13 protein-coding genes and 2 pseudogenes are annotated in these 16,710 nt (G+C 47.3%); 5 read left to right on the top strand and 10 right to left on the bottom strand.

Going from position 1 to position 16,710, the window contains the following annotated elements:
- Positions 1-34: 34 nt before the first annotated feature.
- From L5M18_RS17140 to L5M18_RS17095, 10 genes are all read right to left on the bottom strand, one after another.
- Positions 35-352, bottom strand: coding sequence for a cytoplasmic protein (locus L5M18_RS17140; RefSeq protein WP_212600851.1), 318 nt, complete (start codon positions 350-352; stop codon positions 35-37).
- 38 nt (positions 353-390) lie between these two features.
- Positions 391-993 carry a DJ-1/PfpI family protein gene (locus tag L5M18_RS17135; RefSeq protein WP_263197915.1) on the bottom strand — a complete coding sequence of 201 codons (603 nt, stop codon included), beginning with the start codon at positions 991-993 and terminating at the stop codon, positions 391-393.
- A 364-nt stretch (positions 994-1,357) separates the two neighbouring features.
- Positions 1,358-2,014 carry a 3-oxoacid CoA-transferase subunit B gene (locus L5M18_RS17130; protein WP_173243940.1) on the bottom strand — a complete coding sequence of 219 codons (657 nt, stop codon included), beginning with the start codon at positions 2,012-2,014 and terminating at the stop codon, positions 1,358-1,360.
- A gap of 128 nt (positions 2,015-2,142) precedes the next feature.
- A complete protein-coding gene (locus L5M18_RS17125) occupies positions 2,143-2,847 on the bottom strand; it encodes a CoA transferase subunit A (protein ID WP_263197913.1) in 705 nt (234 codons plus the stop codon).
- Positions 2,848-2,917: 70 nt separating this feature from the next.
- On the bottom strand, positions 2,918-3,841 hold the full coding sequence (locus L5M18_RS17120) for a hydroxymethylglutaryl-CoA lyase (protein WP_263197911.1): 924 nt from the start codon (positions 3,839-3,841) through the stop codon (positions 2,918-2,920).
- Between the two features lies 1 nt (position 3,842).
- The gene (locus tag L5M18_RS17115) at positions 3,843-5,885 is read right to left on the bottom strand and encodes an acetyl/propionyl/methylcrotonyl-CoA carboxylase subunit alpha (RefSeq protein ID WP_263197910.1); all 2,043 of its coding nucleotides are present in this window, start codon (positions 5,883-5,885) and stop codon (positions 3,843-3,845) included.
- Complete coding sequence (locus L5M18_RS17110) at positions 5,885-6,763, bottom strand: enoyl-CoA hydratase-related protein (RefSeq protein WP_263197908.1); 879 nt, start codon at positions 6,761-6,763, stop codon at positions 5,885-5,887. Before L5M18_RS17110 ends, L5M18_RS17115 begins: the two co-directional genes overlap by 1 nt.
- A 49-nt stretch (positions 6,764-6,812) precedes the next feature.
- Positions 6,813-8,420, bottom strand: coding sequence for a carboxyl transferase domain-containing protein (locus tag L5M18_RS17105; protein ID WP_263197907.1), 1,608 nt, complete (start codon positions 8,418-8,420; stop codon positions 6,813-6,815).
- A 116-nt stretch (positions 8,421-8,536) separates the two neighbouring features.
- Positions 8,537-9,706, bottom strand: a complete 1,170-nt coding sequence (locus L5M18_RS17100; protein ID WP_263197906.1) for an isovaleryl-CoA dehydrogenase — start codon at positions 9,704-9,706, stop codon at positions 8,537-8,539.
- Positions 9,707-9,846: 140 nt separating this feature from the next.
- On the bottom strand, positions 9,847-10,254 hold the full coding sequence (locus tag L5M18_RS17095) for a MerR family transcriptional regulator (RefSeq protein WP_006082318.1): 408 nt from the start codon (positions 10,252-10,254) through the stop codon (positions 9,847-9,849).
- Positions 10,255-10,545: 291 nt separating this feature from the next.
- Between L5M18_RS17095 and L5M18_RS17090 the strand changes: the two genes are divergently transcribed.
- From L5M18_RS17090 to L5M18_RS17070, 5 genes and pseudogenes are all read left to right on the top strand, one after another.
- Positions 10,546-12,504 carry a propionyl-CoA synthetase gene (locus L5M18_RS17090; RefSeq protein ID WP_105252052.1) on the top strand — a complete coding sequence of 653 codons (1,959 nt, stop codon included), beginning with the start codon at positions 10,546-10,548 and terminating at the stop codon, positions 12,502-12,504.
- Positions 12,505-12,798: 294 nt separating this feature from the next.
- Positions 12,799-13,113, top strand: a complete 315-nt coding sequence (gene sugE / locus L5M18_RS17085) for a quaternary ammonium compound efflux SMR transporter SugE (protein WP_028761104.1) — start codon at positions 12,799-12,801, stop codon at positions 13,111-13,113.
- A gap of 426 nt (positions 13,114-13,539) precedes the next feature.
- Positions 13,540-15,066 carry an NADP-dependent phosphogluconate dehydrogenase gene (gndA, locus tag L5M18_RS17080; protein ID WP_173243955.1) on the top strand — a complete coding sequence of 509 codons (1,527 nt, stop codon included), beginning with the start codon at positions 13,540-13,542 and terminating at the stop codon, positions 15,064-15,066.
- Positions 15,067-15,818: 752 nt separating this feature from the next.
- A pseudogene (locus L5M18_RS17075) lies at positions 15,819-16,463 on the top strand (Ig-like domain-containing protein); the annotation flags it as partial.
- Positions 16,464-16,569: 106 nt separating this feature from the next.
- Positions 16,570-16,710 (top strand): annotated as a pseudogene (locus L5M18_RS17070) (IS4 family transposase); the annotation flags it as partial.

Raw genomic sequence — 16,710 nt, 5'->3', positions numbered from 1 at the left:
TAGGATGAGTGAGCAGGCTTTTACTTGCTTAGTGCTAGGGGACTTGGTCCCAAATACCAGACATAAAAATAACCGCTGCTATGGCTTCACTTTGCTCGGTAAAAACATCTTCTCCCCAACAGTTTTGCCCACGTTCTTGGTAATAAACATGAAAGGTACTGAGCATAGGTGTTCGAATGCAATACCAACCATCGAAGGTATTCTTAGCAAAATTGACCCAATACTGCGCATCAGCAGCTTGGATTTGCTGAATGAGTAATTCATTTTGCGATAGCAAAGCCACAAGCTCATTCTGGGTGGTTATTTGATGCTCGGCTTTTATAGCCTCGAGAAGATTTTTAAGTTTTATCATGGGATCCTTTTCATTCATCGAGAGTATCTACATCACTTTTAACGAATGGCCGCGGAGATGGAGGATTGGATTAATGCTTCAAAAATATCTGTTTGCCCAGCAGGAATAAGCTGCCTGTGAATTTCGCGGCGTTTCGCACTGTCGAATAAGCGCTCCGCAATCCAGCCGGTTAAATAGAGTGAGGACAAGCAGCCACCCGCAGTGGCAATATTGCCATTAATCACGAGGGCGCAGTCTTCTACATCGACGCCCATGGCAACTAGGGCAGGTTTTGCATCGGGGTGAGTCGTTGCCGAGAGATTGTCGAGTAGCCCTAATTTGGCAAAGAAGAATGACCCCGCGCAGATACTGCCAAGCAACTGTCGTGTGGGATCTAATTTAAGGGCGGACATAAACTCAGTATCAGCAAGTGCCGCAGGTACGCCTTTGTAACCACTGCTGAATAATACTACGTCGGCATCAGCGACTTCGGCCACATGACCATCGGTTGCAACCGTCATCCCCAAGCTTGATATGTGGCTAGGTTTGGTCCCGAGTACTTTTACTGTCCAATCGGTTTTTGTACGGCCGAGAATATCGCGCATTAAGAAGAAATCGATATCGGTAAATTCATCAAATATAACAATCGCAATCTGGTACATAAGCTTTCCTCTGGCTTTGTGCGGATAGTTTTTAGGTGTTATTTTGGCATTGTTTAATATATACAATTAGTTAGTGTTTTATAGGACTTAAGGTATTCGTTCCGCATCCTTATCACGAACTGCAATGAGCTATAGCCTACAATTTGGCGCGTATTATCGCTTTTTCAAGAGGTCATTTGCTCAACTCTAATGAGTTAATCAGGTAATTCATATCTAATGAATGAGTTGTGCAATTGACTAGGATTAGCTCTCAAGTCGCAGCGTTAACTAATTGCTAGATAAACAAAAAGCTCAGAATTATCTTCTGAGCTTTAATATATAAAACTTGAGCAGTGATGTTAAGAAGCAAAGCTAAACTGAACGCTTAAAACACCATTTCTGGTACATGCTCTGGCACGATTAACTTGCCGGCGGTTTTGCTGACGATTTCTTCTACGCTGACGCCTGGCGCGCGCTCTAGTAGATGGAAAGCGCCATCTTTGATTTCGATAAAGGCTAAATCTGTGACGACGCGTTTAATGCAGCCGTAACCAGTCAGCGGCAATTCGCATACGGGTAGCAGCTTAGAATTGCCGTATTTATCGGCGTGCATCATAGTCACGATAATGTTTTCGGCGCCCGCGACTAAATCCATCGCACCGCCCATGCCTTTGATGAGTTTGCCGGGGATCATCCATGAGGCGATAGAGCCGTTCACATCGACTTCAAAGGCGCCGAGTACGGTTAAGTCCACATGGCCGCCACGGATCATGGCAAAGCTTTCCGCCGATGAGAAAAACGAGGCGCCTTTGACTGCGGTAACGGTTTGTTTGCCCGCGTTGATTAAATCTGGGTCGATGGCGTCTTCGGTAGGGAATTCGCCCATGCCGAGTAGGCCGTTTTCCGATTGCAACATGACTTCCATGCCTTCGGGAATGTAGTTGGCCACCAGTGTTGGAATGCCGATGCCAAGGTTGACGTAGTAGCCGTCTTTTAATTCTTTGGCGACGCGCTGAGCCAGTTGTTCTCTTGATAATGCCATGATATCTATCCTTTCTATTTGGCTTTGACGCTTTGGCCTTTACTCTTAGGTTTTTACCCTTAATTTTTTACTTTAGGGAGCTAAGTGCCAATTGCGTTAACTGTGTTTCAAGGTTTTGCCAGCGCTTTTTATTTCGCGGCTTTTACCGTGCGCTGCTCGATACGTTTCTCGAACTTGCCTTGAATAACGCGGTCAACATAGATGCCCGGCGTGTGGATATGATCTGGGTCTAGCTCGCCTGGCTCAACAATAAACTCGGCTTCAACCACAGTGATTTTGCCCGCGGTCGCCATCATAGGGTTAAAGTTGGCAGCGGTTTTACGGAATACCAAATTACCCATGGTATCGGCTTTCCATGCGCGCACTAAGGCAAAATCTGCGGTCAGCGACTCTTCTAACACGTAATGGCGACCTTTGATTTCGCGGGTTTCTTTGCCATCAGCGACTGGCGTGCCGTAGCCTGTAGCGGTGAAAAATGCCGGAATACCTGCGCCGCCTGCGCGGATTTTTTCCGCTAATGTGCCTTGGGGCGTTAAAATCACGTTCAGTTCGCCAGAGAGCATTTGTTGCTCAAAGGTGGCATTTTCACCCACGTAAGAGGCGATCATAGTGGCGATTTGGCGATGTTTTAACAGTAAGCCAAGGCCGAAATCGTCAACGCCAGCGTTGTTTGATATCGCCGTTAAGCCGTTAACGCCCATCTTAACCATTTGATTGATTAAGCCTTCTGGAATGCCGCATAGGCCAAAGCCGCCGACCATAATGGTCATGTCGTTCGATAAGCTTGCTAACGCTTCTTCATAGCTGCTGACGACTTTATTGAGTCCTGCCATTGTGATGTCCTTTTATGCTGTATAAAACGCGCGTTTTCAATAACGGTTGTTGTCGTTAATTATTGTTGTTCTATTTTGCTAACAGGGCCGTGGCCACTTTCGAGCCGTTGTTGCGATTCAACTGCGTGCTGATAGCTTGTCCTGCTAACGCGAGTTTTTGTAAATCGATACCCGTTTCGAATCCCATGCCGTGCAGCATATACACTAAGTCTTCGGTGGCAAGATTGCCCGACGCGCCTTTGGCATAGGGGCAGCCGCCAAGACCTGCAACCGAGGAGTCAAACACCCGCACACCTAAGTCTAAGCAGGCCAAAATGTTAGCGAGTGCTTGGCCATAGGTGTCGTGAAAGTGTAGCGCCAGTTTGTCCATAGGCACATGTTCAGCAACGGTTTGCAGCATTCTACGGGCTTTTTGCGGCGTGCCTACACCGATAGTGTCGCCAAGCGATATTTCGTAACAGCCCATTTTGTAAAGGATTTCAGACACACGGGCCACTTCACTGACCGCTATCTCACCTTCGTAGGGGCAGCCGAGCACACAGGACACATAGCCACGCACTGGGATATTGTGTTTTTTTGCTAATTCCATCAAAGGGATAAAGCGTTCAATCGACTCTTCTATCGAGCAGTTTATATTGCGCTGACTAAAGCTTTGTGAGGCGGCGCCAAATATTGCCACCTCACTCGCTTTTGCATCCAGTGCCAGTTCAAAGCCTTTGACGTTGGGTGTGAGCGCGCTATACACCACGTCGCTTTGACGATGTATTTGTTTGAGCACATCGGCAGAATCGGCCATTTGTGGCACCCATTTAGGTGACACAAAGCTGCCTGCTTCGATGCGCTTAAGCCCCGCACCTGCCAGCGATTCAATCAAGGCGATTTTAGCTGCCGTCGGCACGGTGACTTCGTTTTGAAGTCCATCTCGTGCGCCCATCTCGAAAATGCTAACCGTGTCTTTGGCGTTCGCTGCTAGGCTTAGATTGGCTAACGACATCTTAGGCTTCCTTGATCGCGGTTGGCTCGTCTGTCTCCAGCGGCTCAACGTTAAGCAAGGTTGCGCCATCGGTCACCAGCTCGCCCGCCTTAAAGTAGAATTCACTGACTATGCCATCAAAGGGTGCTTCTATGGTGTATTCCATCTTCATGGCTTCCATCACCAGCAAACCTTGGCCCGCTTTAACTTGTGTGCCGATATCGACTAAATGGGTCACTACCGTGCCGTTCATGGGCGCTTTTAACTTGTCAGCATTGCTGGCTTGTTCTTCGACCACGAGTGTTTGCACTGCTTTAAAGTGGTAACTGCCAGAGGATAAAAACAGCGTAAAGTCATCACCTTGGGCACTAACGGGCACTTTACTCTTATGGCCGTTGATTTCGGCGAGCAGTAAATCTTGTTTCAGCTCGCCATTTAGTAACCAATCTTGACCGTGCAGCGGTAGCTGATACATGCCGCCTAAATCGAGCATCACTAACTGCTGCAATTCATGGGCATCATCGAGCAGGGCAATATTGTGCTGACTGCAACTGTTGAGTCTAAAGCCGCTCACTTGACCCCAAGGCGAGTAAGGATCGGCGCTGTTGACAGCTTGCGCTTTGGCGGCTTCTTTACGGGCAAGCACTTGATACAGCGCGGCAAAGGCAAGCGCTGTGTCAGCTTCGCTCGAAGCTGTGCCAATCAGGGTATCGCCATAACGGCCAATAAAGTCAGTGCTAAAGTCGGCATTGGCAAACGCTGGGTGTTCGGCAATGTTCGCTAAAAACTCAATGTTGTGCTTAAGACCGCTGATTTGATACGACTCTAAGGCATGCACTAAACGTTGCAGGGCGCGCGGGCGCGATTCATCCCAGACGATAAGCTTGGCAATCATAGGATCGTAGAAGTTACTGATCACATCGTTTTCACGAATGCCCGAATCGATACGCACGTATTTGCTTTGCTCGGGTTCGCGCAAAAAGTTGAGCTTACCGCTGGCAGGTAAAAACTCATTCTGTGGATCTTCGGCATAAATACGCACTTCAAAGGAGTGGCCGTGAATACGTACTTCATCTTGCTTAAGGGGCAGTGGCTGACCACTGGCGACCATCAATTGCCATTTCACTAAATCTTGGCCTGTGACCATCTCAGTCACTGGATGCTCAACCTGCAGACGGGTGTTCATCTCCATAAAATAGAAGCTATTGTCTGTGTCGAGCAGAAACTCTACAGTCCCCGCGCCAACATAATCGATAGCTTTGGCTGCCGCGACGGCTGCTTCACCCATTTGGGCACGCAGTGCATCGCTTAAACCGGGCGCAGGTGCTTCTTCGACCACTTTTTGGTGGCGACGTTGAATCGAACAATCGCGATCCGATAAATAAATCGCGTTGCCAAAGGTGTCGGCAAACACTTGCACTTCGACGTGGCGCGGCTGGCGTAAATAACGCTCCATCAATAACTTATCGTTACCAAAAGAAGAGGCCGCTTCACGGCGCGCCGAGTTAACGGCTTCCATGATTTCGCCTTCATTCTCGACGATACGCATGCCTTTACCGCCGCCGCCATAAGCCGCTTTAATCAGCATAGGGAAGCCGATTTTCAGTGCCTCCGCTTTTAAGGTCGCATCGGTTTGGTCATCGCCGTGATAACCCGGCACTAAGGGCACGTTTGCCGCCGTCATAATAGATTTAGCGGCGCTTTTGCTGCCCATGGCATCGATAGCATCACTGCCTGGGCCAACAAAGGCGATGCCTGCGGCTTCACATTTACGGGCAAAGTCGGCATTTTCAGACAAGAAACCATAGCCTGGGTGAATCGCTTGTGCGCCCGCTTTTTTGGCTATGTCGATAATCAAATCGCCCTTTAAATAGGAGTCTGCCGGCGCACTGCCGCCTAAATAGAAAGATTCGTCGGCCATGGCGACATGGCGCGCTTCTTTATCGGCATCGGAATATAGGGCAACGGTGCGAACACCCATGGCATGGGCCGTTTTGATGATGCGACAGGCGATTTCACCGCGGTTAGCAATCAATAGTTTGGTAAACATGTGCTTGGTCAACATCAAAGGGCTCCTTGGGTATCACTTGGCTTTTGCATGGGCTTGGAGGGCATTGAGTGCGCTTGTTGCCAGTTAGGCTGACGTTTCTCAAAAAAGGCGTTTAAGCCCTCTTGGCCCTCGGTCGATACCCGAATGCGGGCGATACGCTCGCTAGTGTAATCAATGGTGTTTTGGTCTATCACGCCGTCTTCAAGATGCGACAGCAGCGTTTTTACCCATGCCATGCCTTGGGGACTATTGGCTCGCAACGCGTCAATCATCGGCTTTGCAGCGGCGTCTAAGTCATCGCTGATCTCATGAATGACGTTAAGCTTTAATGCGGTTTCTGCACTAAAACGCTCGGCGGTCAGCATGTAGCGGCGCGATGCACGATTACCCATAGCACGGGCAACGTAAGGGCTAATTACTGCTGGAATTAATCCGAGTTTCACTTCGCTTAAGCAAAAGCTGGTGCGCGTCGTGGCGATAGCGATATCGCAGGCGCAAATCAGCCCCAGTGCGCCGCCAAAGGCTGCACCTTGCACTAGTGCAATGGTGGGCTTAGGAAAGGTATCAAGATCCTGCATCAGTTTTGCTAATGCTTTGGCATCATTTAGGTTTTGCTCAAAGTCCATTTTGGCTTGTTTGCGCATCCAATTGAGATCGGCACCAGCGCTGAAGTTTTTGCCGTTCGCTTTGAGTACCAGCACTTGGCATTGCTTGTGCTCAGCAAAATAGCTAAGCACAGCAATCATCTCGCTAATCATCACTTCATCGAAGGCATTGTGCACATCGCTGCGATCTAAAATAAGCTCGGCAACGCCGTGATTGAGCGCATGGCTCACGTGCTGTAAGTTGCTTAAATCCTTTTTGCCGCTAGCGCTGTTTAATGTGTCTGTCATTATTATTTTCCTATCTTCTTGTGTGACATATGTTTTTCACATGTGCCTTTTACATACGGAACACACCAAAGCGGGTGTCTTCGATAGGAGCATTTAATGCTGCCGATAGGGCAAGGCCGACCACATCGCGGGTTTGCGCTGGGTCAATAATGCCGTCATCCCATAAACGGGCGCTGGCATGATACGGATGACCTTCTTTATCGTACTGGGCGACAATCGGCGCTTTAAAGGCTTTTTCATCCTCAGCCGACCAATCTTCACCTTTACGGGCTAAACCGTCGCGGCGCACTGTGGCGAGAACGCCTGCGGCTTGCTCGCCGCCCATCACAGAAATACGGGCGTTAGGCCACATCCACATCATGGTCGGTTCGAACGCGCGGCCACACATGCCGTAGTTACCCGCGCCGTAGCTGCCGCCAATAATCACAGTGAATTTAGGTACATTGGCGCAAGAAACCGCAGTCACCATCTTAGCGCCGTGTTTGGCTATGCCTTCGTGTTCGTACTTTTTACCCACCATAAAGCCGGTGATATTTTGCAGGAACAGCAGCGGAATTTTGCGCTGGCAGCACAGTTCAATAAAGTGCGCGCCTTTTTGCGCCGACTCTGAGAACAGAATGCCGTTGTTGGCGACAATGCCGACTGGGTAGCCGTGAATACGGGCAAAACCGCATACTAAGGTTGCGCCATAGTTGGCTTTAAACTCATCAAAATCAGAATCATCGACGATACGGGCGATCACTTCCTTTACATCAAAGGGCTTTTTCAAGTCGGTGCCGACAATGCCGTACAGTTCGCTAATGTCGAACTTCGGTGGTTTGACAGGACTTAAGAGTGATTTGATTTCTTTTTGATGATTCAGGCGTGATACCGCGCGGCGGGCAAGCTCCAATGCGTGCTCATCGTTTTGGGCTAAATGATCGGCAACACCAGAGATTTTGGTGTGCACTTCGGCGCCGCCTAACTCTTCGGCGCTGACTTCTTCACCTGTGGCCGCTTTGACTAATGGTGGGCCGGCTAAGAAGATAGTGCCTTGATCTTTTACGATAATCGATTCATCCGCCATGGCCGGCACATAGGCGCCGCCTGCAGTACATAAGCCCATCACCACTGCAATTTGCGGTATGCCTTTAGCGGACATTTGCGCTTGATTGTAAAAGATGCGGCCGAAATGGTCGCGGTCGGGGAAGACTTCATCTTGGCGGGGCAGGTTAGCGCCGCCTGAGTCGACTAAATAGATACAAGGCAAGTGACAACGGCTGGCAATATCTTGGGCGCGAAGGTGTTTTTTAACGGTAATCGGGTAGTAAGTGCCGCCTTTAACTGTAGCGTCGTTGGCGATGATCATGCACTCAACACCACTCACTCGGCCGATACCAGCGATAATGCCCGCTGCGGGCACTTCTTCGTCATAAACTTCAAACGCCGCAAATTGCGATAGCTCTAAAAAGGGTGAGCCTGCATCAAGCAGCTTTTCAACACGTTGACGTGGCAGCAATTTACCGCGGGATAAATGGCGCTCTAGCGCCACAGGGCCGCCACCGAGTTCGATTTTATTGAGTTTAGTTTTGAGATCGGCCACTAGGGCGGCCATATCGTTGGATTTTGCTTTAAATTCATCGCTACGGGCGTTGATACGACTGCTTAATTGCGTCACTTTGATTGTCCTTATAAAGCGGAAACTCGGTATCATCTTGCTCGAATGGGTGGCGCAAACTGTAAGTTACAGTGAGGTGCAACCCATTCACTTGTGAGAGATTATTTAAACTCGCGTTATTTCGACTCATTGAACAGTTCGCGGCCAATCAGCATGCGGCGAATTTCTGAGGTGCCGGCGCCGATTTCATACAGCTTGGCATCACGCAGTAAGCGGCCCGCGGCATATTCGTTGACATAGCCATTGCCGCCTAGCAGTTGAATTGCATCCAGTGCCATTTTGGTGGCGAGTTCTGCGCTATAAAGAATGGCGCCTGCGGCATCTTTACGGGTGGTTTCACCGCGATCGCAGGATTTTGCCACGTTATAGACATAGGATTTGGCGGCATTCATGCCTGTGTACATGTCGGCTAACTTGCCTTGCACTAGTTGGAATTCACCGATGGATTTGCCAAATTGCTCACGCTCGTGGATGTAAGGCACAACGATGTCCATACAGGCATTCATGATCCCCAGCGGACCGCCAGACAGTACGACACGCTCGTAATCGAGGCCGCTCATCAGCACTTTTACGCCGTTATTGAGGCCGCCTAAAATGTTTTCTTCTGGTACTTCTACATCTTCAAACACTAGTTCGCAGGTGTTAGAGCCGCGCATGCCGAGTTTGTCGAGCTTTTGCGCTTGGCTAAAACCTTTCGAATCACGTTCAACGATAAAGGCGGTAATACCGTGTGCGCCTTTGGTTAAGTCGGTTTTCGCGTAAATGACATAGGTGTGTGCATCTGGACCGTTAGTGATCCACATTTTGTTGCCGTTTAAGATGAATCGGTCGCCTTCTTTACGGGCATGTAGCTTCATCGAAACCACGTCAGAACCTGCGTTTGGCTCACTCATGGCCAGCGCGCCAATATGCTCACCGCTCACCAGTTTTGGCAGGTACTTGGCTTTTTGCGCTGCATTACCGTTACGGTTGATTTGATTGACACACAGGTTTGAGTGGGCGCCGTAACTTAGGCCGATAGAAGCGGATGCGCGGGAGATTTCTTCCATTGCAACGACGTGGGCTAGGTAGCCCATGTTTGCGCCGCCGAACTCTTCGGGTACCGTTACTCCGAGCAGTCCCATTCCTCCAAGCACAGGCCAAAGTTCATTGGGAAAGGCATTGTCGTGATCCACTTTCGCGGCAATTGGGGCGATTTCATTCGCGGCAAAATCCTGCACTGCATCGCGCAGCATATCGACGTCTTCGCCTAGGCCAAAATTCAGACTTGTGTAGAGAGAGTTCATTGCTTGTGTCCTTTCAGATGTTCTAATTTCAGATTGTTATAGTTTTTATGATTTTTAGGTGCTTGAGTCTTTTAAATCTTGTACTTAAATCCGTAGTCGTTATCGCTATCAAATTGATTTGATTTTGTGTCAACGGGGATTTAGGCTTTTGCCGTTTTGTTATCTTCTAAGGCTAAACGGCACTGCTGCTCGGCGGAATTGAGTTCCATCAATACGACTTTGATGTCGTCCATTTGCTGTTGTAGTGCGGACTTTTTTTCTTCCACTAGCGCCAGCATGGTATTGAGCTGTGAGGTGCTGCTCTTGTCGGCATCGTATAATTCGAACAAGCGACGGGTTTCTGCCAAAGAAAAGCCCAAGCGTTTGCCGCGAAGAATGAGCTTGAGACGCACCCTGTCTTTGAGGCTATAAATACGGGTTTGGCCGCGGCGTTTAGGTTTAAGCAAACCTTGGTCTTCGTAAAAACGAATACTACGAGTAGTGATATCAAACTCTTTTGAGAGATCACTGATCGAGTAAGTCGTTTGTGGTGTGTTCGTTGCGCTCATTCATGCACCCTAAATAATCAGTTTTAAGCAAGATATATGAAGTTTACGTAAAGGTAAAGATTTTGGCTTTTATTCTGTTGGCAAAAAAGTGTCAATCCCAATTGCCATAAGCCTGTGCAGCGAGATTAAAACGTATGCTTTAAATTAGTGTTCTCACATAAAACCACAAATATCTTCTGGTTATAGGCTAACGTCTAATAGTGGGCTTTAGACCTCCTTGCTAATAATAGAAGCAGGAAGGGGTAGTTATTGCGGCTGACGATGTGAGTCGCAGTCCTGATTGGAGGACATATGTTGACCGAACAGCAAAATGCATCTGTAGCGCAAGCCACAAATCAAAAACAGAACCAACAAAAACATCAAGCGTTGCACCAAGCATCCTTGCTTAATAAAGCCGAATTCTGGGGAGAAGCGGCGAAGACGCTCGATTGGATTAAGCCGGCGCAAACGGTACTCGATGAATCGCAGGCGCCGTTTTATCACTGGTTCGCCGATGGTGAGATGAACACTTGTTATAACGCCGTTGACCGCCATGTGTTGGCTGGACGCGGTGACCAAGTGGCTATCCAATATGTGAGCCCAGTGACAGACACTGAATACGGCATTAGCTACGGGGAGCTACAGGCTCAAGTGAGCCGACTCGCGGGCTTTATGCAATCTATTGGTATAGGGAAGGGCGACCGTGTGGTGATTTATATGCCTATGGTGCCGGAAACCGCCTTCGCTATGCTGGCCTGTGCCCGCATAGGTGCGATTCATTCTGTGGTTTTTGGTGGCTTTGCCGCCAATGAACTCGCGACTCGGATCAATGATGCTAAGCCTAAATTGGTCTTGTCGGCATCTTGCGGTATCGAACCCTCAGGTGTCATTCCTTATAAACCTCTGTTAGATAAAGCGTTAGCGCAGTCAGTGCATCAGGTTGATCACTGCCTAATTTTGAATCGTAGCCAGTATCAGGCCGATTTACTTGAGGGTCGTGACTTAGATTGGCAAGCCGCATTAGCAACTGCACCTAAGGCCGATTGTGTCGCCCTCAAGGCTACCGATCCCTTGTATGTGCTTTATACCTCAGGCACCACGGGTCAGCCTAAAGGTGTGGTACGCGATAATGGTGGCCATGCCGTGGCTCTGGCTTGGTCGATGCAGCATATTTACGATATTCAAGCGGGTGATGTGTTTTGGGCTGCGTCCGATGTGGGCTGGGTTGTGGGTCATTCTTACATAGTGTACGGACCGCTGCTGGTGGGCGCTACAACCTTAATGTATGAAGGCAAACCTGTGGGAACGCCAGATCCCGGCGCATTTTGGCGCACGATTGCCAAATATAAGGTCAAAAGTTTCTTCACCGCGCCGACGGCCATTCGCGCAATTAAGCGTGAAGATCCTGACGGTGAATATCTACAAGGTGTTGATTTAAATTGTCTTAAAAATGTTTTTTTGGCGGGGGAACGTTGCGATCCCGATACCTTAGTTTGGGCACACACTAAACTCGCTAAACCTGTTATTGATCACTGGTGGCAAACCGAAACGGGCTGGCCAGTTGCCGCAAATTTGATGGGCACGGCGCCTGTCACCATTAAGCCGGGATCGCCTGCTCTACCCGTGCCAGGTTATGCGGTTGAAGTACTGGACGAATTAGGTGAGCAAGTTGCGGCCAATACTTCGGGAAATGTAGTGATTAAATTGCCTCTACCGCCGGGAACCTTAACGACACTGTGGCAAAATGATCAACGCTATCAAGATAGTTACTTGTCTATGTATCCGGGTTACTACTTAACTGGCGATGCGGGTTATACCGATGAAGACGGCTATCTCTACATTATGAGTCGTATCGATGACATCATAAATGTAGCGGGGCACAGGTTATCGACGGGACGCTTCGAAGAAGTGTTATGTCAACACCCTGATGTGGCCGAAGCCGCGGTAATTGGGGTAGATGATGCGCTTAAGGGCCAAGTTCCCCTCGGATTAGTGGTACTCAAGAAAGGCGTGACGATCAGTGATGAAGAGCTGCATAAACAGTTAATAACCCTGGTACGCCAAGAAATTGGTCCCGTCGCTTCCTTTAGGTTAGTGAGTGCGATTCAAAAATTACCTAAAACGCGCTCGGGTAAAATTTTACGCGGTACTATGCGAAAAATTGCCGATAATCAGCAATATACTGCGCCAGCGACCATAGAAGATCCACAGACCTTAGAGTTAGTGCGTACCGCGCTCACTCGCATGGGTTATGCCGATGCCTTAGTGTAAGAAATAGATCGTAAAGGTTTTTATAGAAAGAGTGTAAAGGTCTTATAGAGAGTTGAAATATCAAGGCGATAGTAAACTGACCAAGCTTACTATCGCTTTTTGCGCATGGCATTTCTTATTTCGGCAAAATCAAAGATTGAAATTTTCACCTCAAATTTGCTAGTCTTGCAGGCTCATCACGTACAGCTATCACGCACAATCATCACCTACAGTTTTACTGTAATCAAATGGCTTAGGGACGACCCTAAATACGCCTAATCTAACATGGGGACGACCCCTTTATGGGAGTTCACTATGAGTTGGTTCTTATTAGTTCTTGCGGGTTTATTTGAAATTGGTTGGGCTATAGGGCTTAAATATACCGACGGTTTTACGCGTTTGTGGCCAAGTATCTTTACAGTAGCGTCGATGGCAGTGAGTGTGTTGCTACTAGGACTCGCGGTTAAGCAGCTACCTATCGGTACGGCTTACGGCGTGTGGGTCGGCATTGGTGCTATGGGTACGGCGATTGCGGGAATTATCCTGTTAGGAGAAGGCGTTAGCTTACTTAAAATTGCCAGTTTGATATTGATATTACTGGGTGTTTTAGGGCTTAAACTTGCCCATTAATTGACGGTTCTATTAGTGCGTGTTGACGTTTCGAGATTAAATTTTGTTCGCTCTGGCAAGCTCGTGATCACGAAACGAGGAGTGACGTGTAGTTATTCTACTCAAATGACGAGTGACAAAGAGCAAGAGCTTGCCAGACGAACCCTTCGGGCAGCGTTTGGCTGGCGTTTCTGCTGCGTTATCGCCCGTTTATGTAGAATAACTACACTGCACGGGCTTTGCCTTGCATAAAAGCCAGCCAACTCGCTGCAAAAACAACCCTGAAACGTCAACACGCCCTAGATAAAATGAGACCTAAACGATTGGTACTTTCGGCACAATCGAAATTGCCAATCGTATGTCTCTGGTAATTAAGTTACAAAGATCGGTATAATTACCCCTCAAAATTGGTTAGCTCTAACCTCTGTGACCCGTGGGAATAATATAATGCAAAACCACAGCAATCTTAATGATATCGGCGTAATTGGCCTTGGTGTTATGGGTAAAAACCTTGCGCTAAACATCGCAGATAACCAATATCACGTCAGCGCGTTTGACCTCGATCCTGTTAAAGTTAATGGTGTTATACAGCAAGAAAAACAGGAACGTGCTGGACTCGAATCTCGCATTCTTGGCTGTGCTAATCTTACCGAAATGTTAGCCAGTCTCACAAAACCCCGTATTCTTGTGCTTTCTGTTCCTGCTGGTGCCCCCGTCGATGGTGTCTGTAGTGCCTTGATTTCTGCAGGAATTGAGTCCGACGATATTGTTATCGACACTGGTAACAGCCTATGGACTGACACTGTTGAGCGTGAAGCGCGCTACAAAGGTCAGTTTGTATTTTTCAGCTCTGCAGTTTCGGGCGGCGAAGTCGGTGCGCGTTTTGGACCCTCACTTATGCCAAGCGGCGATATCGATGCATGGCATCACGTGGCACCTATTTGGAAAGCGATTGCCGCTAAGGTTGATGCCAAAACTGGGCTACCTATCGAACGCTTTGAGCCGGGTAATCCCGTGACAGAAGGCGAGCCATGCACGACTTATATTGGCCCCGCGGGTGCTGGCCATTATGTGAAGATGGTGCATAACGGTATTGAATACGCTGACATGCAGTTGATTTGCGAAGCCTATCAAATGCTGCATGACGGTTTAGGCATGAGCGCTGCAGAAGTGGGCGATGTGTTTGAACGCTGGAACAAAGGTAGTTTAAACAGCTATTTGATGGGGATCAGTGCCGAAGTCTTAAAACAAGCCGATCCATTAACGGGTAAACCGCTGGTGGAAATGATCTTAGATAAAGCGGGCCAAAAAGGCACGGGTTTGTGGACGGCCGTGAGCAGTTTACAAATTGGCTGTCCCGCGCCGACGATTGCTGAAGCTGTGTATGCGCGCGCCGTAAGTACCCAAAAATCCTTACGTCTACAACTCAGCCAGAAATTGGCTGGGCCAAATGCACCTGTTATCGATGACGCACAAAAAGCACTGTTGATTGAAGCCCTTGAAAGCGCGTTATATTGTGCAAAAGTCTGTTGTTACGCCCAAGGCTTCCAGTTGATGGCGATGACGGCTCATGAACAAAAATGGCAGTTAGACTTTGCTGAAATTGCAAAAATTTGGCGTGCGGGTTGTATTATTCGCGCGACTTTCTTGCAATCAATCACTCAAGCCTATGAAGACAAATCTGATCTTAGCAATCTGTTGATGGCGGACAGTTTTGCGTCTGCCTTGTCTGAAAAGCAAGGCCTATGGCGTACTGCGGTAGCGACTGCGGTAATGCAAGGTATTCCAGCGCCGTGTATTAGCTCAGCACTGGCATATTACGACAGTTACCGCTGCGAAACATTACCAGCGAACTTACTCCAAGGTCAGCGTGACTTTTTCGGTTCCCATACCTTTGAGCGTATCGATACGCCTGCTGGCGAGAAATACCACTTAGATTGGAGCGCTAAAGAGCGCACCTTAGCTAAGGTTTAATGTTCGTGAAAACTCGTATATAGTATTTTATAAAGACCCTCAATATTGAGGGTTTTTTTATGCTTGCACGAAATGACAATTAACTCATTAGCGCCAAAGATAATAGTTTATTTCCGCAATAGCCTATTACTTTTCGAGATTAACCTTATGCCTTGGGTTATAAAGTTAAATATGAGTCAGTAAGATCAAGTTGATGGATTCTAGTCTTCTGAGTATGGTTAGTGATTCTTATATGTATTCTCTCTTTTCAACCCGCCATAAGAATAGTTTTTTAATAATATTGCTGTTCGGCATTTAGACTAAGTATGTTTTTTCATACTTGCTTTAGCGTATTTATTTCTCACATTAATAGGTGTTTCATGCTGTAAAATATGCATCTTTCGTAAAGATGTAACAATTTATTTTAAATTTTAAACATTCTACCAAATAGCTTTTATTTACTTAAATATTTATTGGTTTTACTTAATTTTTTGATTTTGTAGGTATTTATCTCATTTGCAAATGAGAGGTTAAGGCTGTTGCTATTTTTGTGCATGGATGCTTAGCTCACATTAAATCTACTTTTCTGTTTATTTTTGTTTTCATTTTGATTACTTGTGTGTTAAAAGATGTATCACCATTAAATGCTAATGTTGGTTTTTGGTGGTTCAATAATAATTAAAATAACAGTATTTAATGCGGATAAAGGCGAGTGAATTCTAGCTATCCAATATTAAATTATAAGATGTAATGACAAGAAGGAATGTCTATCTATGCGTATGTCCATTGTTGCATTAAGCATCACGGCCGCCTTATTGGCAGGTTGTGGAAGTGACAAAAAGGCTCCAGAGCCAGTCGCTAAGATCAACACAGCACCAACAACTGCTGATATGACCATTGATGTGTCGCAGTCTCTATTATTTACTGGCAAATTAGATGCGACAGATGCCGAAGGCGGTTTGACTTACTCTTTAGTTGATCCAACTGATTTAAAACTAGGTACTTTGACTTTAGTTAATAAAAGTACCGGTGAATTTACTTATGCTTCCAATGCCAGTGAAGGCACTGATGTTGTCAGATTTAAAGTATCTGACGGTCAGTATCAAGCTGAGGGTACATTAACAATTCATATCAAAAATGGCGATCCCTTATATGCTTATCAATGGCATTTGAAAAACACAGGCCAGAATTCTTTTGCATTGAATCGTGGTATCGCTGGCGAAGACATGAATGTTAGTGAAGCAATTTCAAAGCAAGTTATGGGTCAAGGCATCACCGTTGCCGTTGTGGATGATGGCTTGGAAATTTCTCATCCCGATTTAGTGAACAATACTGTTAAGGGAGGATCTTACAATTTGATCACGGGTTCAGTTGACCCAACTCCTTTTTCTGGTGAATCAGGTCACGGCACTGCAGTGCTGAAGAATCCCCTGATGATTTACAAATAAATCATCAAATTAGGGTGGAAGCGCATCTTGTTGCATGATCAAATGGTTTCGCCAAAAACTACACTTGGACAACAAGATGCGCGAAGCCAATATCCTACAACATTCTTTACACCAATACTGCCCAGAACTTCACCTAAAACGATTAAACAGCTTGATGCTGGCCTCTAAGGCACTGATTGAATGTAAGACACTGACCTTGACTGAGTTAGGTCGAAAT

The organism is Shewanella sp. SM20, assembly GCF_025654545.1.
Taxonomy (GTDB): domain Bacteria; phylum Pseudomonadota; class Gammaproteobacteria; order Enterobacterales; family Shewanellaceae; genus Shewanella; species Shewanella oncorhynchi.
This window is presented reverse-complemented; position numbering and strand designations above follow the sequence as displayed.